This is a genomic window from Streptomyces sp. MNU76, from assembly GCF_020982545.1.
In the GTDB taxonomy this organism is placed as follows: domain Bacteria; phylum Actinomycetota; class Actinomycetes; order Streptomycetales; family Streptomycetaceae; genus Streptomyces.
In genome coordinates this window covers 145,200-167,947 of sequence record NZ_JAJKLK010000029.1, presented here as the reverse complement: position 1 = coordinate 167,947, position 22,748 = coordinate 145,200, and the positions used below count along the sequence as shown (strand labels likewise).

The window sequence follows — 22,748 nt, the reverse complement described above, 5'->3', positions numbered from 1 at the left end:
AGGTCGCCATGGCCGTCGGTGGGCGGGAACCACACGGGACAGGTGGACGGGAACCACACGGGACAGCAGAAGACGCCCGGAGCGGCCCGCCGGGACGCATCGACGGGCGGGACCCCGTCGACGGGCCCGAACCGGTCGGCCGCGCCCCCGCGGTCCGGCCGTTCCTGCTGACCGCCGGCCGGGTCTCGGGAGCGGACACAGCGGCACCCCTCCCGATCGAGACCCAGATCGTGTCGACGTCCGCCGGACTCTCCGTGCTCGGCGCGCTCGCCTTCGAACGCCACGACATCGTCGCCGCGTGCCGACGGCCGCAGTCGGTCGCGGAACTGGCCGCCCGCCTGCGGCTGCACCTCAACGTGGTCCGGGTGCTAGCCGAAGATCTCTGCGCCGCGGGCCACCTGGCGGTCCACGTGCCGCACGCCAGGATCGCCCAGGACATCTCCGTACTGCGAAGGGTCATCAATGGTCTCCGTGCCGTTCCCGACTCACGGGGCACACTCCGCGACAGCGGCTGAACAGCCGCGGCCCACGCCGCCGCTGCCGGTCAAGCTGGTCATCGCCGGCGGCTTCGGGGTCGGCAAGACCACCACCGTGGGGTCGATCTCCGAGATACGGCCCCTCACCACGGAGGCCGCCATCACCGAGGTCGCGGCGGGGGTCGACGACCTCACCCACACACCCGACAAGACCACCACCACCGTCGCCATGGACTTCGGCTGCATCACCATCGACCCGACCCTGAAGCTGTACCTGTTCGGCACACCGGGCCAGGACCGCTTCGGCTTCATGTGGGACGACATCGTCGACGGCGCTCTCGGTGCCCTGGTCATCGTCGACACCCGCCGCCTCGACGACTGTTATGCCGCCGTCGACTACTTCGAGCACAGGGGTATCCCCTTCGCCGTCGCCGTCAACGCCTTCGACGGGGAGATCGAGCACGGCCTGGACGAAGTGAGGTGGGCCCTGGACATCGCCGAGCACGTCCCCCTGACGGTCTTCGACGCGCGCAGGACCGGCTCCGTCCGAGACGCCCTCCTCGTCGTACTCGACGTCGCCCTCTCCCGCGCCGAATCAGCCGCGGCGAGGTGAGCCACCGACGGCCCCGGACGGCCGCCGACATCGTCGTGGGCGCTGACGGCGTCCACACCACCGTGGGGCAGTGCGTCACCTGGGCGGGCGCGCCGCGGTTCTCGGGCATCTGCGCCCGGCGGTGCCTCGTGCCGGCCGAGAGCGTTGCGTCCGCCGGACCACACCCGCCCGGGCCGGCGATGCGATCGCCGGCGGTTCCCTTCTGCCGCGCGATTCGGTGTCGGCGCCCCCACAGGCGAGGATGGACCACATGTGTGTGACAAGTGGGTGGAAGTACTGCGCCACGGAACGGCCGACACGGTCGTACCGCGCCACCGGGGAGGGTACTTCACCGTGACGACCCCGCTGTACCAACTGAAGGCCGAGTTCTTCAAGACCCTCGGTCACCCCGCGCGCATCCGGGTACTGGAGCTGCTGAGCGACCGCGAGCACGCCGTGGCGGAGATGCTGCCGGAGGTGGGCATCGAGCCGGCGCACCTGTCGCAGCAACTCGCCGTGCTGCGTCGAGCGAACCTGGTGGTGACACGCAAGGAGGGCTCGACCGTGCACTACTCGCTGACCAGCCCGCACATCGCCGAACTGCTTCGGGTCGCCCGCACGATCCTGTCCGGCGTGCTGGCCGGCCAGGCCGAACTCCTCGCCGACCTGCGGGCCGCCTCGCCTCACACGCAGGCCCCGTCCTGAGGCGTGGGCCCACCGGGCTGAACTCGGCGCCCCCCGTGACAAGGCCCCGGGCGGGTCGCCGACGGGGCGGTCGTCACCCATGCTGGAAGGGAGTCACACGACTGTCGGAAGTCGCGTCCGCGGAGGTGGGCCGCAGCCCTCGGCGCCGTCACCGAGTCGGGTACGGCCGGGCCGCACCGCAACGAATGCCAGGGCCGGCAGCCGTCCCACGGGCGGCGTCGGCGTGTGCGAGAAGCAGGGAGGACGCCATGAAGGTCGGAGTGTTGACCGGTGGCGGCGACTGCCCCGGACTCAACGCCGTGATCCGCAGCGTCGTACGCAAAGGTGTTCAGGAGTACGCTTTCGACTTCGTCGGCCTGCGGGACGGCTGGCGCGGTGCTCTTCAGGGCGACGTCGTACCGCTGGAGGTCTCCGACGTACGCGGGATCCTCCCCCGCGGGGGCACCATCCTGGGTTCGTCGCGCACCAACCCGTTCAAGCACGAGGACGGGGCCCGGCGCATCCAGGACACCCTCGCGGAGCACCGGATAGACGCGCTCGTCGTCATCGGCGGCGAGGACACCCTCGGCGCGGCCACGGAGCTGAGCCGCCACGGCGTCAACCTCGTCGGCGTGCCGAAGACCATCGACAACGACGTGTCCGGCACCGACTACACCTTCGGATTCGACACGGCGGTCGGCATCGCGACGGAGGCCATCGACCGTCTGCACACCACCGCCGAATCGCACATGCGCACACTTGTGGTGGAGGTGATGGGGAGGCACTCCGGCTGGATCGCCCTGCACGCCGGCGTGGCGGGCGGCGCCAACGCCATCCTCGTCCCGGAGCGGCCGTTCGACATCGATCAGGTGTGCGAGTGGGTGAAGAACCGCTTCAAGATCAACTACGCGCCGATCGTCGTCGCGGCCGAAGGAGCCATGCCCAAGGAAGGACAGATGGTCCTCAAGGACCGCTCACTGGACGAGTACGGTCATGTACGGCTGTCCGGCATCGGCGAGTGGCTCGCCCAGGAGATCGAGGCACGCACGGCGACCGAGGCGCGTACCACCGTCCTCGGCCACATCCAGCGGGGAGGCACCCCGAGCGCCTTCGACCGCTGGCTCGCCACACGTTTCGGGCTGCAGGCCGTCGACGCGGTCAAGGACGGCGACTTCGGCACGATGACGGCACTGCGCGGAACCGAGATCGTGCGTGTCCCCCTCGACGACACCAGGAAGGGGACGAAGCTGGTCGATCCGTCGTTGTACGAGGAGTTCGAGGTGTTCTTCGGGTGATCGGGCGCCCCGCCTCCGGCAGCTGATCCACCACCGCGCCGCCCGCGCGCGATCCGCTCCGCCGTCACCCCGCGTGCGGTACGACCACGACCGGGCAGTGGGTGTGGTGCAGTACCGCGTGGGTGACCGGCCCCAGCCGACCCTCGACCGCCCCCGGGTCGGTACGACGGCCCACGACCAGCAGGTCCGACCGGCGGGAGGCGTTGAGCAACGCCTGCGCCGGATGGAGCAGGACGACATCGGTGCGGACGGTCACGCCCGGGTACTTGTCCCGCCACGGCCGCAGGCCGTCGGCCACCCGAAAGACCTCCTGGTCCTCCCAGGTGGCACGGTCCTCCTCGGTCACGAACAGCCTCTGTGGAGAGACGGCCTCGGCCGGGAGAGCCCACGCCTTCACCACGTGCAGCGGAGCCTCCCGGCCCTCGGCGGACGTGAACGCGAAGTCCGCCACCTCGCCGACCGGACGACGGGAGTCGAAACCCACCACGACCTCGGCGGCGCTCCCCGCGCCCTCCCCGGCCTCGAAGCCCCCGACCGGTCGGGGAGGCACCAGCACGACGGGGCAGACGGCCGCCGCGGCCGCGCGAAGCGCCACCGATCCGACCGCGAGGCCGTCGAAGCCGCCCGCCCCCCTCGTTCCGACCACGAGGAGCGCTGCGTCGCGCGCCGCCGCGAGAAGCGCCGCAGCCGGTGCCTCGGCGGTCTGCTCACCCCGCACCTGGAGGTCCGGGCAGCGGGCACCGAGATCGGCGACGGTCCGCTGGAGCACCCGTTCACCCACGCGGTGCAGCATCTCCGCGGCCGCGTCCGGAACGACCTCGTCCGGAAGCGACGGAGATGCCTGTACGAGACGGAGGGGCAGGCCGCGCAGGACGGCCTCCCGCGCGGCCCAGTCGACCGCGGCCATACCGCGCTCGGATCCATCGACACCCGCCAGGACAGGGCGGTTCATCGCTTCCTCCTTCGCCCGCGGCGGCGGCGCGCGGATCCGTCCCGCATCGTCTCCGCCGCTCTTCCACTGTTCCAGACAAGCACCCGCGGGTCCTGGTGGGCGACGAGGAGACCGCCGGTCCGGCGAATTGCGCGGGAAGGCCGTTCAGTCGCTGGCGAAGGGCCTGTGGGGCCGTGTCGGACGATCACGCGGCACGACATGGTGGAGGGTGGGCCCGAGAAAACAGGGCGTCGACGGGCACTGCTCACGGTCACGCGGCGCAGCTCGACTCCTGGTCGAACTCGCCGTCGAGGGCGGCCGCAACGCGGTCGCCGGCACCCTGGGGGTGCTGACGCGGTGTCGCGCCCATGACGCCGACGCGTACGGCGTCCGCCGAAGTCCGCGCACCTGGCGGCGCTGCGGCTGTTCCCCCTCGCGTAGAGCGGTCAGTGCTCCGGGGCGTGCCGGCCGGTGATGTCGTCCGGCTGCCCGACGACGACGGCGAAGAGGTCGGCGGCAGCGGCGAGGGAGGCCGCCTGGAGTGCCGCGGCCGTCACCGGGCCGCCGCCCGCTCCGGTCAGGTCACGGGTCGCGGTCGCGGAGGCCGCGATCGTGGGCCGGTAGCCGAGGTCGACGGCGTCACGGGCGGTGGCGCCGACACACATGCGCCGCGGCCCAACCGTACGCCCGAGCGGGTGGCGCCTGCCGGCCTCCCGGTGTACGTACCCGAGGCCCGGTTCACCTGGCTCGTCCCCCACGACCGCGCCCTGCCCCGGGTGCGTACCCGCGCGGAGTTCGCCCGGCCCGGTGTCGAGGACATCCGGTTCCCCGTCGACGTCGTGTACACGTGGGTGGACGGGAACGACCCCGAATGGCTGCGACGCCGCGCCTCCTGCGCGGGAGGGACCTACCACGAGGAGGCCGCGAACGCGGCGCGCTACCTGAGCCGGGACGAACTGCGGTACTCACTGAGGTCATTGAACCAGTACGCCCCCTGGGTGCGCACCGTCCACCTGGTCACCGACGACCAGATCCCGGCCTGGCTGCGCACCCACACGCCCGGCCTGCATGTCGTCAGCCACAAGGAGATCTTCGACGCCCTCCCCAAGCTGCCGACGTTCAACTCGCACGCCGTTGAGAGCCAACTGCACCACATCGAAGGCCTGTCCGAGCACTTCCTGTACTTCAACGACGACGTGTTCCTCGGACGCCCGGTCGTTCCCCAGGACTTCTTCCTCGCGAACGGGCTGACGAAGTTCTTCCCGTCCAAGGCGCTCATCCCCCCGGGGGACACGACCGCGGACGACGTACCCGTGACGGCCGTCGGCAAGAACAACCGTGCCCTCATCGAGGCCGCCTTCGGCACGGTCATCGGCCACAAGATGAAGCACATCCCGCACGCGCTCAGGCGCAGCGTCCTGTACGAGATCGAGGCGAGGTTCGCGGACCGGCATCACGCCACCGCGTCGCACCGCTTCCGCAGTCCGGACGACCTGTCCATCGCCTCCTCGCTCCACCACTACTACGCCTTCCACACCGCCCGGGCCGTCCCCGGCCACCTCCGCTACGCCTACCTCGACGTCACCCACCCCGCACTGGGCACTCGCCTCGCCTCCCTGCTGGCTCACCCGCGACAGGCAGGTCTTCTGCCTCAACGACACGATCTCCGGCGAGGACGAACTCACCGCCCAACAGGCCCTGCTCACCGACTTCCTGCGGGCGTATCTCCCCGTTCCGGGGTCTTTCGAGAGCGACGGGGCCGCCCTACTCGCCACCGAATGGGCGGCCAGTGGGGCATGAGGATGCCGCCGATCAGGCACGTGGAACGCGGGGGTGATCGTGCACATCGACACGGCTCGGTGCCGCCATCGGGGCTGGCGGAAGGTCAGCCGAGGGGGCGGCGCCACGAGTGGGGGGCGGGGTCGGCCGCGTGCCCCGCCTACCGTGGCCAGAGGACGACGAGACGATCGCCCTGTGTGCCGACCCGAGTGCCCAACTCGGCACAGACACGCGTGAGCCGGTCGGCTGTCCGGACACGTTCGGCCTCGTCGGCGAGGCGGGTGTGACAACAGTCGAGGGCGATCGGAACGGCCTCGGTGCGCCGTACACCGCTCGCGTCGAGGGTGACGAGCCACAGCAGGCCCAGGTCGTTGCGGAGGTCCGCGTGCACGGCGTAGTCGTCGATGAAGTCCCCGAGGTCGAACAGGACCTCGCGGGTGAAGCCGTGGAAGACATGCGCGGAGTGGCCGATGACGAGGTCGGCTCCGGCGGCGGTCAGAGCGGCGGCCGCGCGGCGTACGTGCGGAACGGGGCGGGTGGTCATGTTCGGTCCCCAGTGCACGCTGACCAGGACCAGGTCCGCGTCGTCGGAGAGGGTGCGGACGGCGTCGACGAGCCAGTCGGGCACCTCCTGGCTCCACAGATCGGCGTAGGCCACACCGGCCCGGTCGGTGTCCGCCGCGTACTCGGCGGGGTGGTCGGTGGCCGCGAGGAGGCCGAGACGCAGCCCACCCCTCTCCGTGATCAGCGGGGCACGGGCCTCACGGGCCGTCGCTCCGGCCCCGATCACGCGGATGCCCGCCCGCCCCAGGAGATCGCGGGTGTCGAGGAGGGCCTCGGGGCCGAAGTCGAGGGCGTGGTTGTTGGCCAGGGACACCGCGTCCACGCCAAGGCCGGCCAGGACGTCGGCCGCGCGGGGTGGAGCGCGGAAGAAGAATGCCTTGCCCGACAGGTTCACGGGGGCGCCCCGGTCCGAGACACAGCACTCGAGGTTGAGCAGGAACAGGTCCGCGTCGGCGACCGCCCTGTGCACCGCCGGTGTGAAGAGCGGGCGCGGATGGCGGTGAGCCAGTCTCTCGGCGACCCCGCGGCCCAGCATGGTGTCTCCGGCCAGCGCGATGGTGACGGCCATGGCCCTCGTGCCTCCCGCGGCGCGTCCGAGCGGACGGCGTGAGCCGAACCCGGCCCGCGCCGACGTTGTCTCCCGCATTCTCTCGTCTGCGACGGATCGGGGGGAGGGCCGAAAGGCCTGGCTGAGCAACAGCCCCCCGCGGTGCTGTCCACCGGGGGGCGATGCGGGGCGGCACCGCCGGGTCTCCGAGAAAGCCCGGAACCCGTCTCGTCGGCGGCGCCCGTGACCCTTTCGGGGCCGCTGGAGCGACTGACGGGTTCCTGCCGCACGGTCCCCCGGCCGGACCGGCCTCTGGAGACCTCGGTCGACCGGACCAGGGCCCCTACGGGGCGCGGCGTGGCGGGACTCGGCGGAAGGGGTGAGGCTGGAAGGAGCCGGACGGTCAGCGACGTGGAGATCACGTGGAGGCGCGTCATGGACGGTGCGGGCGGGCGTAGGCCCGTCGTCGTGGGAGTGGATCCCGACCCCTCGAAACGGCTCGCCCTGGTCTGGGCCGCCGACGAGGCGGCTCGCAGGGGCTCGCCGCTGCGGCTCGTCCACGTCCGTGGCGTGCTGTACGGCGGCTACCGTTCGGGCGAGGCGCGGCGGTCGTGGGAACAGGGCGACGAGGCGCTTCGGTCCGTGGGTGAGCGGGTGCTCGGAGAAGCGGTGGCCCTCGTGGAGTCACGGCGGCCGGCGGTCGAGGTGTCGGCGTCGCTCGCGGACGGCGAACCCGCGTGGGTCCTGCGCGAGGAGGCTCAGAACGCATCGATGGTCGTGGTGGGTTCCTGGCATCTGAACACCCGGCGCGGACTGTTCGATTCCGCCTCGGTGGCGTTGCCGCTGATCGCCCATGCCCCCTGCCCGGTCGTCGTCGTCCCGGAACCGGAGCACACCGCCCAGCAGCCCACGTACCTCGTGGTGGGCGTCGACGGCAGCCCGCACGCCGCCGCGGCGGTGGACCTCGCGTTCGAGGAGGCGGCCCTGCGCGGGGCTGCCCTCCGCGCCCTGTACGTGTGGCATCCACCCCTGCTCGGCACGCTCGACGAGGAGGCGGCGACGCGGGAATGCCGCCGGTTGCTGTCCGAGGCGACGGCGGGCCGCGCGGCGACGTACCCGGACGTGGACCTGCGTCACGAGGTCGTGCGTGGGCACCCGGTGCAGGTCCTGACGGAAGCCTCGGCACACGCCCTGGGCCTGGTGGTGGGGACCCGTGGGCACGGAGGCTTCGCGGGCATGCTCCTGGGGTCGGTGAGCCAGGGCGTGCTGCACCACGCCCGGTGCCCGGTGATCACCGTCCCCGTGTGAGGCCCCGGAGGCACGGCAGGGCCCACCGGGGTCCGCTCTCCGCCCCGGACGGCCCTGGTGGTGCCGACCGGCTCGGCAGCAGGATGAGAACGCGCCGCCGCCTCCGGGCGGTGGACCGGCGGAACGTTCGGCCGACTCCCGGGAGCGCGTGATGCAAGAAGCCTCTCGCACGGCCCTCCTCGCGATGCGGACAGGTGCGCCCACGGCGGTCCCCCCGGCCTCGTCCGGGGCCGCGTGATGCGCGCGGGTACGGCCTCGTCGGCCGGCGGCGCGGGGGCGGCGGCACCCGTGGACACGAGCGAGCCGTCGCGGGTGCGCGAGATCACCGCCGCCGGTGTCTTCACCGCGCTCGGCACGTCACGGCGTGGCCTCACCCCCGCGCAGGTCGGCGAGAGACTGCAAAAGTACGGGGCCAACGAACTGCCGCGTGCCCGGCGTCGCGGCGTCTGGCGGCAGTTGGGGGCGCAGTTCACCGACCTGTTCGCGGTGGTGCTGCTCGTCGCCTCGGCGATCACGTTCCTGGCGTACGGCCTGCAGCAGCCGCGTGATCCGGGCACCCTGCAACTGGCGGTGGCGATCCTGGGCGTCGTGGTGCTGAACGCCGCCATCGGCTTCGCGCAGGAGTACTCGGCGGAGCGTACGGCACAGGCCCTGGAAGCGATGGTGCCGCACACCTGCCGGGTGCTGCGCGACGGTGTCCGCCTGGAGGTGCCGGCCCGGGAGCTGGTGCCGGGCGACGTCGTGGTGCTGGAGGCCGGGGACGCCGTGTCGGCGGACTGCCGGGTGGTCGAGGCGCACGAACTGGCGGTGAACAACGCGTCCTTGACCGGTGAGAGCAACGCCGTGGCGCGATCGGCGGACGCGGTGACGGACGGGCCCGCGTTGGAAGCGCGCAACTGCGTGTTCATGGGGACCGATGTCGTCGCGGGGGCCGGGAGCGCGGTGGTCTTCGCCACGGGCGCGGAAACCGAGTTCGGGCGCATCCATCGGCTGGCCGCGGCGGCGCCCCGGCAGCGAACGCCTCTGCAGCGCGAAGTGGCCGTCATGGCGCGGCGAGTGGCGGGGGCGGCGCTGGCGATCGGTGCGCTGATGTTCGTCGTGCGGTTGCCCACCGGCGAGTCCCTGGTGCCCTCGTTCGTGTTCGCGCTCGGGGTGATGGTGGCGCTGGTCCCGGAGGGACTGCCCGCCACGCTGTCGGTCTCCCTGGCGATCGGCGTTCGGCGGATGGCGCGCCGCAGGGCGCTGATCAAACGGTTGCTGGCGGTGGAGGCCCTCGGATCGACCACGGTGGTCTGCACCGACAAGACCGGGACGCTCACCCAGGCGGAGATGACCGTCACCCGGGTGTGGGCGGGCGGTACCGCGCTCCCGGTGACCGGAGTGGGTTACGCGCCGCACGGCGAGGTCGCCGACACGGCGGGGGTGCGCGAGCTGCTGCGGGTGGCGGGCCTGTGCTGCGATGCCAGACTGGTGCCGCCCGGGGGCCCCGGGGAGCACTGGAGGGTGCTCGGTGACACGACCGAGGGCGCCCTGCTCGTCGTGGCCGCCAAGGCCGGGCTGGACCTCGGCGCGCAGGAGCGGGCGACCCCCCGGGTGACGGAGTTCCCCTTCGACTCGGACCGCAAGCTGATGACCACGGTCCACCGGGCCGGCGCGTCGTATCAGGCATGCGTCAAGGGGGCTCCCGCGGAGCTGCTGGCGCGCTGCGTCGACGTGGAGTGGGAGGGGCGGCGCGGGCCTTTGACGGCGCGGGACCGGGCGTCCGTCGTCACGGCGGGGGACGAGCTGGCGTCGCAGGGGCTGCGGGTACTCGCCGTCGCACGGCGGGAGGTGGCCGTCCCCGTTCCCGCTCAGGAGGAGGCCGAGTCCGGGCTCACCCTCCTCGGCCTGGTCGGGATGATGGACCCACCGCGCCCGGAGGTCACCGACGCGGTCGCGGCCTGCCGCCGGGCGGGCATCCGGATCGTCATGGTCACCGGCGACCATCCCCTGACCGGGGAGGCGGTGGCACGCCGGGTGGGCATCGTGCGCCGGCCCGATCCGGTGGTGGTCACGGGGGCCCGCCTCGACTCCCTGGACGACGCCGCGCTCGACACGCTCCTCGCCGAGCCCTCCGAGCTGCTGCTGTGCCGGGTCAGCCCGGAGCACAAGATGCGCGTGGTCACCGCGTTCCAGCGGCGGGGCGAGGTGGTCGCGGTGACCGGGGACGGCGCGAACGACGCTCCCGCGCTCAAGCACGCCGACATCGGGGTGGCGATGGGGGTGTCGGGCACCGATGTCGCCAGGGAGGCGGCCTCGATGGTGCTGCTGGACGACTCGTTCGCCTCCATCGCGGCCGCCGTGCGGCTCGGCCGCGCGGTCTACAGGAACATCCGGAAGTTTCTCGTCTACGTCTTCAGCAGCAACATCGGCGAACTCGGCCCGATCCTGGTGGCGACGTTCGCCGGGTTCCCGCTCGTGCCCATCAGCGCGGTGCAGATCCTCGCGATCGACCTGGGGTCCGACGTGATGCCGGCCCTGGCTCTGGGCGCGGAACGGCCCGAACCGGATGTGATGGACCGCCCGCCGCGCTCCCGGCGCGAACCGCTGTTCTCTGCCGCCGTGGTGGGACGCATCCTCTTCCTGGGCGGCATCCAGGCCCTCTGCGTGTGCGCGGTGTTCTTCTGGCACATCCGTTCCTCGGGCATCCCGTTCGACGATCTCACCGAGGACAACCCCGTCTACCGGGAGGCCGTCACACTCGCCCAGGCCGGGATCGTGATCAGCCAGTTCTTCATCTCGTTCGCGGTCCGCACCGACCGCCAGAGCCTCCTGGCCGTGGGACCACTGTCCAATCCGGCCCTGCTCGCGGCGGGTGGCTTCGGTGTCGCTCTCATGGCCGCGATCAGCTACCTGCCCCCGCTGCAGTCCGTCTTCAACACCGCTCCGCTCGACGCCGCCGACTGGGCGGTGCTGGTGGCGCTCGGCACCCTGCCCCTGCTCGCGGACGAGGCGCGCAAGGCATGGCTGCGCGGTCGCGCCGACCGCCGGAAAGGAGCCCCACGGTGAAGGTGATCGTCATCGGCTGCGGACGGGTGGGCTCCATGCTCGCCGGTCTGCTCGCCAGGGAAGGACACGACGTGCGCGTGGTCGACCGGCGCCCTCAGGCGGCCCGGCGGCTGCCCGACAGTCCCCGTATCCGCTTCCACGAGGGCAACGGATACAGCCGGGCCGTGCTGTCGGCCGCCGGGATCGAGCACGCGGACGCTTTCGTTGCCGTGACCTCGGGGGACAACAGCAACATCGTCAGCGCGCGTACGGCGAAGGAGACCTACCGGGTGCCCGTCGTCCTCGCCCGCATCTACGACCCCCGGCGGGCCGACATCTACCGCGATCTCGGGATCCCGACCATCGCCAGCGTCCGCTGGACCGTGCATCAGATCCACCGGATGCTGCTGCACCGGCACTTGAGTCCGGAACTCGGCTTCGGCAACGGCGAGACGCTGCTGATCCGTTCCGAGGTGCCCCGCTACCTGGTCGGACGGCGGCTGACGGAGTTCGACGTCGACGGCGAGATCCGCGTGGTCGAGGTCACCCGGGCGGGCCGCTCCCTCATTCCCGCCCACAGCACCACCGCGCTGGCCGACGACCTGGTCACCTTCGCCGTCGACGCCACCGCCCTCGGCAGACTGCGCGGTTTTCTCGACAAGGAGCTGGGGACGTGAACGTGCTCATCGCCGGGGCGGGACGGCTCGGCACCCAGATCGCCCAGGTGCTCTCCGCGGCCCGCAACGAGGTCACGCTGATCGACAACGACGACGCCCGGGTGGCCGACCTGCGGGGTCGCGTCCCGGTGCGGCTGGTGGCGGGCGACGCCTGCGAACCGGCTCTGCTGGAGGACGCCGGCGCGCTGACCGCCGATCTGGTCATCGCCACCACCGGCGACGACGAGGACAACCTCGTGATCAGTCTGCTGGCCAAGCGTCAGTTCTCGGTGCCGCGCGTGGCAGCCCGCGTCAACGACGCCGACAACGCCTGGCTGTTCGACGGGCGTTGGGGGGTCGATGTCGCCGTCCCCGCCGCGACCCCTCTGATCTCCCTGATCGAGGAGGCCACCGGCGCCACGGACACCGTCGCCCTGCTCCGGCTCAGCAAGGCGGGCGTCGAGGTCATCGAGACGGCCATCACGGAGCGGTCCAGGACCGCGGGGCGGGCCCTCGGGGACGTGCGGCTGCCCGAGGGGACGGTCGTCGCCACCATCGTCCGGGACGGGCAGCCGACCGTACCGGACCCGGCGGTCCGGCTCCTGCCCGGTGACGAACTCCTTCTCGTGTCGCACACGGCGACCGAGGAGGAGATCCGTGCGGCATTCCAGTGACCGGACCGCTTTCCGGCGGTCCGCCCCCGGTTCGCGGAACCCACCGTGGTCCCGGCGCCCGCGAGCATCGTGCCCTCAGGTGCGCTCCCCCGCTCCCCGCACGACCGCGACCGGGCAGTGCGCGTGGTGCAGGAGGACCTGGCTGACCGATCCCAGGAGCAGCCCGGCGAAACCACCACGCCCGCGCGCACCGACCACCATGAGCTGGGCGGACCGGCTCGCCTCGATCAACGCCTCCCGTGTCCTGCCGTGCACCACCCTGCGCTCCACGTCGACCCCCGGGTAGCGCTCCCGGTGCCCCGCCAGCGCCTCGGCCAGCAGACGCTCCTCCTCCGCCGCCAGGGCACCGGGCGGGTTGGCGTACGGCGCCGACGCGTCCTGCGGTGCGGGCAGCGGGGCGTTCCAGGTGGTCCAGGCATGCAGCGCCACCAGCGGCGCGTTGCGCAGGGTGGCTTCCGCGAAGGCGAAGTCCACGGCCCTCTCCCCGGCTGCCGAGGCGTCGACGCCCAGCAGGATCGGGCCGTCGTGGTGTCGCTGTTGACGCACCACCAGCACCGGACACCGGGCGTGCGCGGCCAGATGCACCGCCGTCGAACCCACCAGCAGCCCGACGAAGCCACCCAGGCCCCGGGAGCCCACCACCACGAGTTCCGCGGCACGTGACTGTGCCTCCAGCACCGTCAGCGGCTCCCCGGCGACCACGACATGGCTGACGTCGACCTCGGGCTCCACGGTTCGCGCGAACCGCACCGCCTCGGCCACCAGGCGTTCGACCATGTTCCGGAGTCCGCCCTCCGGCGGACCCAGCGGAGACGGCCCCGGAGGCACATGCATCGCGGGCCAGACGAAGGCGTGCACCACCCGCAGCCCCGCACCGCGCAGCCGCGCCTCCCGCGCTGCGGCCTCCACCGCCGCGAGACTCGACCCCGAACCGTCCACGCCCACGACCACGAGTCCACTCACGACGCGTCCTCCTGCGGATACGACTGTGCTCTCACTTCAAGATTCACCCCGTCCGTGCTCATGCGCCCCGCTGGGGGAACGGCCGGTGGCGGCCCAGCGTCGCCGGACCCCGTCCTCGTGCTCCGCCTGTTCCAGGGCCAGGTCGGCGCGGGCGAGCGTCTCCCTCAGCCGCGGAATCCAGTGCCGGCGCAGGGCACGGACCCGATGGCGCGTCCTCACCACCTCCTCGCCCACGAGTTCGGCCGCGGTACGGGCCGCGGCGTACTCGCCCGCGGCCCGTAGGGCACGGGCGTACGCCGCCTCCGCATGGACGAGCGCCGTGTTCGCGGGAGCCTCGGCGGTGGGCGGACGGGAGGGTACGGACACGGAAGCGGCCGCCGGATGGCGCACCCCCATGGCGGTGGTCCAGCTCACCTCGGCCTCGGCGGCCCCGATACCGGCGGCGGCCCGGTCGAGGGCCTGCTCCCCGCCGAGCAGCAGGCCACGAAGGACCCAGCGCTCCGCTTCGGACAGCAGTTCGCCCCAGGCGTGTCCGGCGGTCTCCGCAGCGGTCAGCAGCCGAGCGTGCTCGGCACGCAGGACGCGGAGCTTCTGCTCCAGCAGCTGGGCACCGCGCTCGGCGACGTCGAGGCTGTGCCGCAGTCTCAGCCGCCCGGCCCGACCGGGAGGCGTACGGCGGAGCCCGGTCATCAGGGCGCCTCCGGGTCCGGGGTGGTGCCGGTCGCGGATGTGACGGTGCCTTCCGGGACCCGGCCCGCCTCCGGCGCGTCCTTCCCGGCGCCTGTCGCCCCATGGGCGTCCAGGAGGCGGGCCGGGAGCATCGAGAGCTGGCCGCGCGGCAGGGTGAGCAGGGCGCTCCAGCCACGTTCCAGGGCCTCTTCCAGTCCGCGCGCCTCGTCGCTCCCCTGGTCGGCGAAGTCCCGCAGGAACGCCTCCTCGAAGTCCAGGTAGCGGCGGTCGGTGGGGGTCAGGGCCGCCTGCCCGACCAGGTCGGCGAGGTCACGGACCTGTCGGGCGCGGGCCAGGGCGGCCAGCAGTTGCGCGGCGACATCGAGATGGTCGTCGCGGGTGCGGCCGGGGCCGGCCCCTTTGCGCATCAGTCGGGACAGCGAGGACAGCGCGTCCAGCGGCGGATACACACCACGGGCGTGCACCGCGGGCGAGAGCACGATCTGTCCCTCGGTGATGTAGCCGGTCAGGTCGGGCACGGGGTGGGTGATGTCGCCCGCGGGCATCGTGAGCACGGGCAGCACGGTGACCGATCCTGGACGGCCGCGGACGCGTCCGCAGCGCTCGTACAGGGAGGCGAGGTCGCTGTAGAGGTAGCCGGGGTAGGCGCGACGGGCGGGGATCTCCCCGCGGACGGCGGAGACCTCGCGCAGCGCCTCGGCGTAGGTCGTCATGTCGGTCATCACCACCAGGACGTGCCGCCCCTCGGTGAAGGCGAGGTGTTCGGCCACCGTGAGGGCGATCCGGGGGGTGAGGATCCGTTCGATCACCGGGTCGTCGGCGGTGTTGAGCAGCAGGACCAGTTCTCCCGCCGCGGACCGCTCCTCCAGCGCGTCGCGTACGAAGGAGGCGTCGGCGTGGGTGAGCCCCATGCCGGCGAAGACGACGCTGAACGCCTCACCGGAGACGGTCGCCTGTGCGGCGATCTGGGCGGCCAGCTCCAGATGCGGCAGCCCGGCGACCGAGAACACCGGGAGCTTCTGGCCGCGGACGAGGGTGGTCAGGGCGTCGACGGCCCCGACGCCGGTGAGCACGGGCTCCGACGGCGGCTCGCGCCGCACCGGGTTGATGGGGGCGCCACCGACCTCGGCGGTGCGGGAGCCGAGGACAGGCGGTCCGCCGTCGAGCGGCTCGCCCCGGCCGTTGCAGACCCGGCCGAGCCAGTCCGTGCCGACCGGGACGCGCAGCGGGCCGCCGGAGAACGCCGCGCGCACGCCCCGCGGGTCCATGCCCGAGGTGCCCTCCAGCACCTGGACGACCGCCAGGTCCCGGTCGGCGTCCAGGACCACGCCGTGTCGTCGTTCGCCCGAGGCGAGTGTGAGGTGCGCGTACTCGTCCCAGCCGACCCCCGAGACGCTTTCGACGATCACGAGCGGGCCACGCAGCTCGCGCACGGCCGTGTACTCGATGCCGCCGGGCGCGCTCATGGCCGCACCTCCTCCAGCGCGGCGAGCATGGTGTCCCGTCGCGCCGTCACCCCGGCGGCGTCGTGCGGCCCGGTGTCCTCGCGGGCGCGCAGCAGGGGGCCGAAGTCGATCTCCTCGACGGAGGCGGCGGGCACGCCGGCGTCGACCAGGTCGCGGCAGCGGTCGGCGACCGCCAGCGCGGCGTCGGCCAGGGCGGCCGTCTTCTCCGGCCCGCAGTAGGCGTCCCGCTCCGACAGGGCGCTCTGCTGCAGTACGCCCTCCCTGAGGAGCCGGCCCGCCAGGACGCCGATCCGCTCCCGCCCGGGAAGGGCGGCGATGCCGATCAGGTCGACCAGGTCGGCCAGCCGGTCGGCCTCGGCCAGCACGGCCGCGACCCGGTCGCGGCGCCGCGCCCACTCCGTGTCGCCGGCCGCCCGGTGCCCGCCGGCCAGGACCGGGACGTCCCGGGAGAAGGAGCCCGCCCAGGACACGGCCGGGTAGTGACGGGCGTAGGCGAGGTCGCGGTCGAGGGTCCACAGGCAGCGGACGAAACGTTCGGTGTGTGCCGTGACCGGTTCGGTCAGATCCCCACCGGGCGGGGACACCGCGCCGATCACCGTCACGGAGCCCCGGTCCCCGCCGAGGGTGGTCACGGTGGCGGCCCGCTCGTAGAAGGCGGCGATGGCCGAGGCCAGCCCCGCCGGGTAGCCCTCCTCGGCCGGCAGTGCGCCGGTGCGGGAGGTGAACTCGCGCAGCGCCTCCGCCCACCGGGACGTCGAGTCGGCGATGACGACCACGTCCAGGCCCATGTCACGGAAGTACTCGGCGACGGTCACCCCGGTGTACACGCTCGCCTCCCGGGCCATCATCGGCATGTTGGACGTGTTGGCGATCGTCACGGTGCGGTCGGTCAGGCGGCCGCCCGTCCGCGGGTCCCTCAGTTCCGCCAGTTCGGTGATGACATCGGCCATCTCGTTGCCGCGCTCGCCGCAGCCGACGTAGACGATGACATCGGCGTCGCACCATTTCGCGATCTGCTGGAGCAGCATGGTCTCGCCCGTGCCGAACCCGCCCGGGACCGCCACCGTGCTGCCCCGGGCGACGGGGAAGAGCAGGTCGATCGCCCGCTGACCGGTGTTCAGCGCCTCGCGGCTGTCGACGCGCGCTCTCACCGGGCGTGGCCGGCGCACCGGCCAGGAGGCGCCGATCGTCACCCGCGTGCCGCCGACGACAGCGGTCACGGCATCCCCCGGCAGCTCACCGGCGGCGGCGATCTCCGTCACCGTGCCCGCGCAGCCCGGCGGGGCGAGGACCTTCACCCGTACCGGTCCGGCGTCACGGATCTCTCCGAGCGCCTGTCCCTCGGCCACCCGGTCCCCCCGCGCCACCAGGGGGGCGAAGGACCAGGTGCGCTCGGACGCGAAGGCCATGGGGGCGCCGGGCCCCAGCCAGTCCCCGGCACCGGCGAGGGGACGCAGCAGGCCGTCGAAGATCCCGCCGAGCAGTTCGGGGCCCAGGCGCACCGAGAGCGGGTGGCCCCGCGGTACCGCCGTCTGTCCCGGAGCGAGTCCGCCCGTGTACTCGTAGGCCTGAACGGTGGCCACGTCACCGCTGATGGCCACGACCTCGCCGGGCAGTCCGGCGGGGCCGACGGAGACCAGGTCGTACATCGCGGTGCCGCCCCGGTACTCCATCTCGACCAGCGGCCCGGTCACGCGCAGGATCCGGCAGGCCGCCGGCCCGCCGGTCACGGGGGACCGCGTCACGGCTCCCACAGCACCCGCACCTCCCCTCCCAGTCGGTCGAGGGCACGGTCCGCCAGCGCGGTCAGCGACAGGTCGACCCGTCGTCCCGGTGCCCGCGCCACCACACCCCCTTCGGGATGCTCGGTCACCTCCGCGTCCGGGCCGAGCAGGGCACGGGCGAGCCGCTCCAGCCGCCCGCGCAGATCCGCGTAGTCGTCCGTCCGGCGCAGCTCGCCGACCCGGTCGGCGATGGCCCGGCTCAGATCGTCGTACGCCTCTCGACGGGCGGAGAGGACGCGGGACCTGGCCTCCCGCCGAGCCCGCAGAAGAAGATCCCGGGCCGCCGTCGCTCCGTCGGCCTCGCCCTGTCGGCGTGCTTCGTCGAGGATCGCCGCGGCTCCGGCGCCCGCCTCGTCGAGGACGGCCGCGGCCTCCTTCGCGGCACGGGCCGACAGTGCCTCCGCGTCGGCGCGGGCGGCGCGCAGCATTTCCGCCCGGACCGGGTCGAGCGCGTCCGCCGTGCTCCCGGGTGTCGTCGGCGTCATGGCGGCATCACGGCGATCAGCGGACGCCGGCCCGTGGGCTCCGCGGGTCGCGGACCGAGGGTCCCGGCGGCGGCCGGGGTGAGGATCACGAGATCGACGTCGGCCGGCAGCTCCCGCCAGCCCCGGTGTACGGCACCGGAATCGTCGGCGACCAGGACGACGACCCCGGCCAGGGCCAGACCCGCGACCCTGGCGCGCTCTCCGAGTGCGACGACGCGTCCCACGCTCACGCCTTCCCGATCAGGATGACGGCCACGACCAGACCGTAGATGGCGATGCCCTCGGCCAGGCCGACGATCACCATGGCCCGGCCGAAGAGTTCGGGGCGTTCGCTGAGCGCGGCGAGTGCCGCCGCGCCGGTGTAGGCGACGGCGACACCGGCCCCGATCGTCGCTCCGGCCACCGCGATCGCCGCTCCGATCAGGGCCGCCGAACCGGATCCCGAGTCGGTGGCCGCCGTGGTGGCGGCCTGCGCTGACGTCCCGCCGAGCGCCAGTGTCAGCACGACCGTGGAGACGACCAGGAGCACCGCGTCGGCGGCCACCATCCACCACAGAGCAGATCGGCCCGAGCGCCTCACCACGAGACGTACGGCGACGAATCCCGCCACGATCAGGGGCAGGGCCAGGAACCAGGTGATCACGACCGCTCCTCTCTCACAGAGCCGTGTTCGACGCCCGCCACGGTCAAGGGCGCCTCCCGAGCACGCTGGACGGGCAGCTGCCAGGGCCGGAACGGATGTCCCTCCGCATCGAAGAGCCGGGAGAACAGCTCGTAGAACTCCAGGCGCAGGGCCTGCACCCCGGCCACGAGCGCTTCCAGCGAGAAGGTCACGGCGTTGCCCACCAGGAACACCGCGACCGCCAGGACGGCGCCGACCGCGCCCCGGCCCACCAGTGCCGTCGTGGCGTCCCAGACGATCGCACCGAGCGCGGCGTGGGTCAGGCCGAAGGCCGCCAGACGTGCGAAGGACACGACGTTGGAACCGATGCGTACCAGCGTGTCGAAGAGCTGGATGCCGGTCTGCACGGCACCCCCCGGCCCGCCCGCCGTCGTGGCGTACAGGGCCCCCGCCAGCGTCAGACCGGCGACGGCGATCAGGGCCCCGACCGCCCCGAACACCGTCTGACCGAGCCACACGGCCGCGGCGACGGCGGCGAGGCCGAGGTACAGCGCCGCCCCGGCGACACCGGTCGTCGAGTACAGGGCCGCCGCCGGTCCACCCTCCCGCCACCGGTTGACGATCCCGGCGCCATACGCCACCGCCAGCAGCACGGCCCCCAGTCCGACGGCGGCGCCCAGCAGCCGCATGGGCTCCTGCAGCGGTTCCAGCCAGAGCACCGGCAGCACTCCGGTCGGACCGAAGAACTCGCCGTACGCCAGCCCGGCCAGGGTGGCTGCCGCACCCGCCGCCGCGACGAACGGCCACAGCGGGCGCAGCGCCGCCGCCCGGCGCGGTCGGCCCGCGCGCAACAGCAGCGCGCCGAGAACCAGCAGCAACCCGTGTCCGGCATCGCCGAACATCAGGCCGAACATCACCACGTACACGATTCCCGCGGGCAGGGTGGGGTCGAGGTCGGTGTAGGGCACGGTTCCGTACGTGCTGACCAACGGTGTGAAGGAGCGCCGCACGGGCCTCGCCGGGGGCGCGGTGCCGGCCCCCGCCAGCAAGGTCGGTGGATCGATGCCCCGCGGAGGTCGCAGGGGCACCAGGGCGCCCCCGGCGACCGCGACGCGCGCCGCCGTCGGGCCCACCTCCGTCTGGGGGCACCAACCGGCCAGAGCGGCGACCCCACCGTGCCGGACGGCGCTGCCGAGGCGTTCCTCCAGCTGAGCCTCGCCCGCCAGCAGGTCCGCCCTGCCCTCGCGCTCCAGCGCGTCCAGGTCGGGGGGAGCCTCACTGAGAACGGGGGGTGCGGCCGACTCGACGCGCAACCGCTGCAGCCGCCTCGCCGCGGGCCCACGGGTGTCCGTTCCGCCGTCGTCGGCCAGATCGATCTGGACACAGCCCGCTTCGGCGATCCGCACGAGGCTCTCCCGCAGCGTCTGTTCGGGGGCCACGAGGGCCACCCTGCGCATCCGGACCGGCATCGCCGTCTCAGCCCGGCCCATCGGGCACCTCCACGGTCCAGTGCTTCGGCCCGCCTCCCCGCGCGGCCAGTTCCAGCGCGCCGCGCGTCCGCCAGGCGTCGGCCGACAACAGGGCGACGGCGCCCACCACGGGCCGAGGTCCGAAACCGGACCGGCGCAGCAGCTCACGGCCGTCCTGGCCCACCGCGTGCCACCACCGGCCCTCCGCCCGCCACAGATCCGCCGCCTCGTCGACGTCGTCGAAGAGCCAGCTCGCGGTGGGCGGCAGTGCCTGCCGGAAATCCGCGTAGGCGCCTGAGGCGACCGCTCGCGGGCCGAGCAGCCGCGCCGCGCGGCGGAGGCTGACGTCCGGCAGACGACGGCCGAGGACCAGTGTCTCGCGGCCGAACTGCAGAGCGACCCGGGCGGCCGCCCAGCGCGCCGCGTCGGGAACGGCGTCGGCGAGCCGTACGGCGGCGGAGATCCGCATGCCGGAGGCGATGGCGGCCGGGGAGTCGCCTCCCGGATCACCCCAGGAGGAGGACGCGAGCGCGGTGCGCAGCTCCGCCGCGGTGCGGGTGCGGGAGAGGCGGGCCAGGCGATCGCCAGCGCGCGCGGTGGGGCGCGGGTGGAAGGGTTCCGCGCCCGGACCGGGCCCGTGGCCGTCGGGGGCCATGCCACTGAGGTGATGCATGACGTTCGAGATCTCGAAACCCGCGGCGAGTGCCCGCACCGCTCGGGCCCCGGCGGAGGGCTGCCAGCCGGCGAGCACCCGCAGATGCCACAGCAGCGTCGAGGAGATCGCGCGCTGGGCCTCGGCCGTCGTGGCGCCCACGGTGACGTCACGACGGTACGCCGTGGCCGCGAGGTGACGCAGGGCCTCGTCGAGCGTGCCGGAAGAGGCCAGCTCCCCGATGCCCTCGCGTCCCAGGCACCTGGTGCGCAGCGCCCGTGCCCTGGTCGTCCCGGCCACCCAGCCGACGCCCATCAGGACTCGGCCTTCGGTGTCGGCGACGGCGGCCGGTCCACCGCGATGTCCTCCAGCACCAGCGCGACGGCCCGGTCGGCGAGATCGCTCGTCCTGGTCCTCGCTGCCTCTCGTACCGCGGTCGCCCTGCGGTCCGCGTCAGCGAGCATCTCCGCCGCTTCGCGTTCGGAGGCGCGCGCTGTCTCCTCGGCTGCCCGCTCCCGGGTCCGGTGGGCCTGCAGGCGCGCCTGGGCCAGGATCTCCGCGGCCTTGTTCTCGGCCTCACTCCGTCGCGCGGCGGCTGCCACGGCGGCCTGGCGGCGCACGTCCCGCGCCGCCGTCTCCGCGTCCTCCAGCAGGGCCAGGGGCGGTGCGAGTTCCGCGCGCAGCGCGGCGGTCCGGTCCGCCGGGATTCCGGCCGGTGGCGACGCCCGGCCGGGCGTCGCCACCGGCCGGAATCGAGTGAGAAAGTCCCGGAAACCCGTCATGAGCGCTCCTCCAGGCGGGCTCGAGAGCCGCGCTTCCCACTCTCCTTGATAGCCGCCGCGATGTCGCGCCGCGCGGGCCACCGGTCCCGGCATCGGGGCCGTTCGGCCCGGAGGCCGCACCGGTCCCTCGGTGCGAGACTGAGCCCGTAGGGCGACGGCACACCCGGGAGGCAGCCGTGAGCGACTTCGAGCAACGCTCCACGGACCAGGAGGCCCGCGGCACCACTCCGGGCCGCCCCTGGACCCCCATGGAGGAACCGCGGCAGGCCGCGCTGCACCGCTATCTCGCCGCGGTCGCCAACGCCGCGTCGACGAGGGACGCCCCGGAAGCCCGTCCCACGGACACCGAGCTGAAGGCCGAGGCTCCCGTGTCGGTTCCCCGGGTACCCGCGGTGCCGCGCGTCCGGGATGTCATGCGGGTGCCGGCGACCTCCGTGCCCGGCGATCTGCCGTTCCTGGACGTGGCTCACACACTCGCTCGCGAGGGGGTGAGTGCCGTGCCGGTCGTCGACGCCGACGACCGCGTGATCGGGGTCGTCTCGGAGTCCGATCTGCTGGCCAAGGCGGCTGTCGCGGCGGAGCCGCGGCGGCACGGCCTCGCGGGACGGCTGTGGCGACACCGCCTGTACGAGAAGGGCCACGGCGACACGGCGGCGACTTTGATGACTTTCCCGCCGGTCACCGTCCACCCGGAGCAACGCGTTGCGGACGCAGCCTGGACGGCCGCCCACGCCCGGCTGAAGCGGCTTCCCGTGACCGACCACCGGGGCCGACTGGTCGGTGTGGTCGGCAGGGAGGATCTGCTGCGTGCCCTGATCCGTGACGACGACGAGATCCGGAGCGAGGTCGAAACCCGGGTCGGGCAGAGCCTGTTGGACCCGCGCACCGTTGATGTGACAGTGGAGAACGGTGTGGTGACGCTGAGAGGGCGGTTGGACGGAGAAGTCGTCCCCGAACTACTGGCGACGGTCGGTGACGTCGACGACGTGGTCGATGTCATCGACGACATCGACGCGAGGTGAGCGGCTCCCGTCCACGGGACGGGGTCACCCGGCTCGGGCAAGAAGGAAGTCCGCCCCACCGTTCAGCGTGGTGAGCCGGGTCGTGTCCTCGTCCTCGATACGGATGCCGGACCGCTCGCCGAGGATCTCCACAAAGCTCAGGAAGTCCAGCGAGTCCATCTCCAGCATGGTGGCACTGCCCATGGTCAGGTCGCCTCCTCGGACGAAGCGCTGGTGACATGGCGCAGCAGTGTCTCGTGGATGGTTTCCCCGTGCATCGGCGCTCCTCCCAGCACTGCCC

At 73.2% G+C, this 22,748-nt stretch carries 24 protein-coding genes and 1 pseudogene; 11 read left to right on the top strand and 14 right to left on the bottom strand.

Annotation, left to right across the window (positions count from 1 at the left end):
* Positions 1–8 precede the first annotated feature (8 nt).
* The 4 genes from E4N62_RS43080 (at position 9) to E4N62_RS43065 (ending at position 3,047) form a co-directional block, all read left to right on the top strand.
* Positions 9–515 carry a DUF742 domain-containing protein gene (locus tag E4N62_RS43080; RefSeq protein WP_230223613.1) on the top strand — a complete coding sequence of 169 codons (507 nt, stop codon included), beginning with the start codon at positions 9–11 and terminating at the stop codon, positions 513–515.
* Positions 463–1,089: an ATP/GTP-binding protein gene (locus E4N62_RS43075; RefSeq protein ID WP_230223611.1), complete on the top strand. Its 627-nt coding sequence runs from the start codon at positions 463–465 to the stop codon at positions 1,087–1,089. The genes E4N62_RS43080 and E4N62_RS43075 overlap by 53 nt, the downstream gene beginning before the upstream one ends.
* Before the next feature lie 333 nt (positions 1,090–1,422).
* Positions 1,423–1,773, top strand: coding sequence for a metalloregulator ArsR/SmtB family transcription factor (locus E4N62_RS43070; RefSeq protein WP_230223769.1), 351 nt, complete (start codon positions 1,423–1,425; stop codon positions 1,771–1,773).
* 248 nt (positions 1,774–2,021) lie between these two features.
* Positions 2,022–3,047: a 6-phosphofructokinase gene (locus E4N62_RS43065; RefSeq protein ID WP_230223609.1), complete on the top strand. Its 1,026-nt coding sequence runs from the start codon at positions 2,022–2,024 to the stop codon at positions 3,045–3,047.
* Between the two features lie 64 nt (positions 3,048–3,111).
* On the opposite strand, the gene E4N62_RS43060 is transcribed toward E4N62_RS43065, so the two are convergent.
* Complete coding sequence (locus tag E4N62_RS43060; protein ID WP_230223607.1) at positions 3,112–3,999, bottom strand: universal stress protein; 888 nt, start codon at positions 3,997–3,999, stop codon at positions 3,112–3,114.
* Between the two features lie 425 nt (positions 4,000–4,424).
* Positions 4,425–4,643, bottom strand: a complete 219-nt coding sequence (locus E4N62_RS43055) for an isochorismatase family protein (protein WP_230223605.1) — start codon at positions 4,641–4,643, stop codon at positions 4,425–4,427.
* 30 nt (positions 4,644–4,673) lie between these two features.
* Here E4N62_RS43055 and E4N62_RS43050 point away from each other — a divergent pair.
* Together E4N62_RS43050 and E4N62_RS49955 are read left to right on the top strand one after the other, a co-directional pair.
* A pseudogene (locus tag E4N62_RS43050) lies at positions 4,674–5,447 on the top strand (Stealth CR1 domain-containing protein); the annotation flags it as partial.
* The gene (locus E4N62_RS49955) at positions 5,431–5,778 is read left to right on the top strand and encodes a hypothetical protein (protein WP_374117239.1); all 348 of its coding nucleotides are present in this window, start codon (positions 5,431–5,433) and stop codon (positions 5,776–5,778) included. The pseudogene E4N62_RS43050 and the gene E4N62_RS49955, both read left to right, overlap by 17 nt.
* 139 nt (positions 5,779–5,917) lie before the next feature.
* Here the strand turns inward: E4N62_RS49955 and E4N62_RS43045 are convergent, their stop codons facing one another.
* Positions 5,918–6,889, bottom strand: a complete 972-nt coding sequence (locus tag E4N62_RS43045) for a CapA family protein (protein WP_230223603.1) — start codon at positions 6,887–6,889, stop codon at positions 5,918–5,920.
* Between the two features lie 414 nt (positions 6,890–7,303).
* On the opposite strand from E4N62_RS43045, the gene E4N62_RS43040 reads away from it, so the two are divergent.
* The 4 genes from E4N62_RS43040 to E4N62_RS49050 all read left to right on the top strand — a co-directional run bounded on the left by E4N62_RS43040 (position 7,304) and on the right by E4N62_RS49050 (position 12,533).
* Positions 7,304–8,176, top strand: coding sequence for a universal stress protein (locus E4N62_RS43040; protein WP_230223767.1), 873 nt, complete (start codon positions 7,304–7,306; stop codon positions 8,174–8,176).
* 237 nt (positions 8,177–8,413) lie between these two features.
* Entirely contained in the window at positions 8,414–11,224 is a 2,811-nt protein-coding gene (locus E4N62_RS43035; RefSeq protein WP_230223601.1) for a cation-transporting P-type ATPase, read from the top strand.
* Positions 11,221–11,880: a TrkA family potassium uptake protein gene (locus E4N62_RS43030; RefSeq protein WP_230223599.1), complete on the top strand. Its 660-nt coding sequence runs from the start codon at positions 11,221–11,223 to the stop codon at positions 11,878–11,880. The genes E4N62_RS43035 and E4N62_RS43030 overlap by 4 nt, the downstream gene beginning before the upstream one ends.
* Entirely contained in the window at positions 11,877–12,533 is a 657-nt protein-coding gene (locus tag E4N62_RS49050) for a TrkA family potassium uptake protein (protein WP_230223597.1), read from the top strand. Before E4N62_RS43030 ends, E4N62_RS49050 begins: the two co-directional genes overlap by 4 nt.
* Positions 12,534–12,608: 75 nt before the next feature.
* Here the strand turns inward: E4N62_RS49050 and E4N62_RS43020 are convergent, their stop codons facing one another.
* Genes E4N62_RS43020 through E4N62_RS42975 form a run of 10 tightly spaced genes read right to left on the bottom strand, consistent with a single transcriptional unit; the run spans position 12,609 to position 21,446 of the window.
* Positions 12,609–13,496, bottom strand: a complete 888-nt coding sequence (locus tag E4N62_RS43020) for a universal stress protein (RefSeq protein WP_230223595.1) — start codon at positions 13,494–13,496, stop codon at positions 12,609–12,611.
* 36 nt (positions 13,497–13,532) lie between these two features.
* Positions 13,533–14,186, bottom strand: coding sequence for a V-type ATP synthase subunit D (locus E4N62_RS43015; RefSeq protein ID WP_230223593.1), 654 nt, complete (start codon positions 14,184–14,186; stop codon positions 13,533–13,535).
* Entirely contained in the window at positions 14,186–15,652 is a 1,467-nt protein-coding gene (locus E4N62_RS43010) for a V-type ATP synthase subunit B (RefSeq protein ID WP_268270454.1), read from the bottom strand. The genes E4N62_RS43015 and E4N62_RS43010 overlap by 1 nt, the downstream gene beginning before the upstream one ends.
* Positions 15,649–17,397 (bottom strand): V-type ATP synthase subunit A, encoded by a 1,749-nt coding sequence (locus E4N62_RS43005; protein WP_230223592.1) that lies wholly within the window; start codon positions 17,395–17,397, stop codon positions 15,649–15,651. The genes E4N62_RS43010 and E4N62_RS43005 overlap by 4 nt, the downstream gene beginning before the upstream one ends.
* Positions 17,394–17,921 (bottom strand): hypothetical protein, encoded by a 528-nt coding sequence (locus E4N62_RS43000; protein WP_230223591.1) that lies wholly within the window; start codon positions 17,919–17,921, stop codon positions 17,394–17,396. The genes E4N62_RS43005 and E4N62_RS43000 overlap by 4 nt, the downstream gene beginning before the upstream one ends.
* The gene (locus E4N62_RS42995; protein ID WP_230223590.1) at positions 17,918–18,145 is read right to left on the bottom strand and encodes a hypothetical protein; all 228 of its coding nucleotides are present in this window, start codon (positions 18,143–18,145) and stop codon (positions 17,918–17,920) included. Before E4N62_RS42995 ends, E4N62_RS43000 begins: the two co-directional genes overlap by 4 nt.
* Before the next feature lie 2 nt (positions 18,146–18,147).
* Positions 18,148–18,564 carry an ATP synthase subunit C gene (locus E4N62_RS42990; protein ID WP_230223589.1) on the bottom strand — a complete coding sequence of 139 codons (417 nt, stop codon included), beginning with the start codon at positions 18,562–18,564 and terminating at the stop codon, positions 18,148–18,150.
* Positions 18,561–20,033 (bottom strand): V-type ATPase 116kDa subunit family protein, encoded by a 1,473-nt coding sequence (locus E4N62_RS42985; protein WP_230223588.1) that lies wholly within the window; start codon positions 20,031–20,033, stop codon positions 18,561–18,563. The genes E4N62_RS42990 and E4N62_RS42985 overlap by 4 nt, the downstream gene beginning before the upstream one ends.
* Entirely contained in the window at positions 20,020–20,979 is a 960-nt protein-coding gene (locus E4N62_RS42980; protein ID WP_230223587.1) for a V-type ATPase subunit, read from the bottom strand. Before E4N62_RS42980 ends, E4N62_RS42985 begins: the two co-directional genes overlap by 14 nt.
* Complete coding sequence (locus tag E4N62_RS42975; protein WP_230223585.1) at positions 20,979–21,446, bottom strand: hypothetical protein; 468 nt, start codon at positions 21,444–21,446, stop codon at positions 20,979–20,981. Before E4N62_RS42975 ends, E4N62_RS42980 begins: the two co-directional genes overlap by 1 nt.
* A gap of 176 nt (positions 21,447–21,622) precedes the next feature.
* On the opposite strand from E4N62_RS42975, the gene E4N62_RS42970 reads away from it, so the two are divergent.
* Complete coding sequence (locus E4N62_RS42970; protein WP_230223583.1) at positions 21,623–22,468, top strand: CBS domain-containing protein; 846 nt, start codon at positions 21,623–21,625, stop codon at positions 22,466–22,468.
* A 24-nt stretch (positions 22,469–22,492) separates the two neighbouring features.
* Here E4N62_RS42970 and E4N62_RS42965 read toward each other — a convergent pair whose 3' ends face one another.
* The gene (locus E4N62_RS42965) at positions 22,493–22,651 is read right to left on the bottom strand and encodes an acyl carrier protein (RefSeq protein ID WP_230223581.1); all 159 of its coding nucleotides are present in this window, start codon (positions 22,649–22,651) and stop codon (positions 22,493–22,495) included.
* Positions 22,652–22,748: the final 97 nt, after the last annotated feature.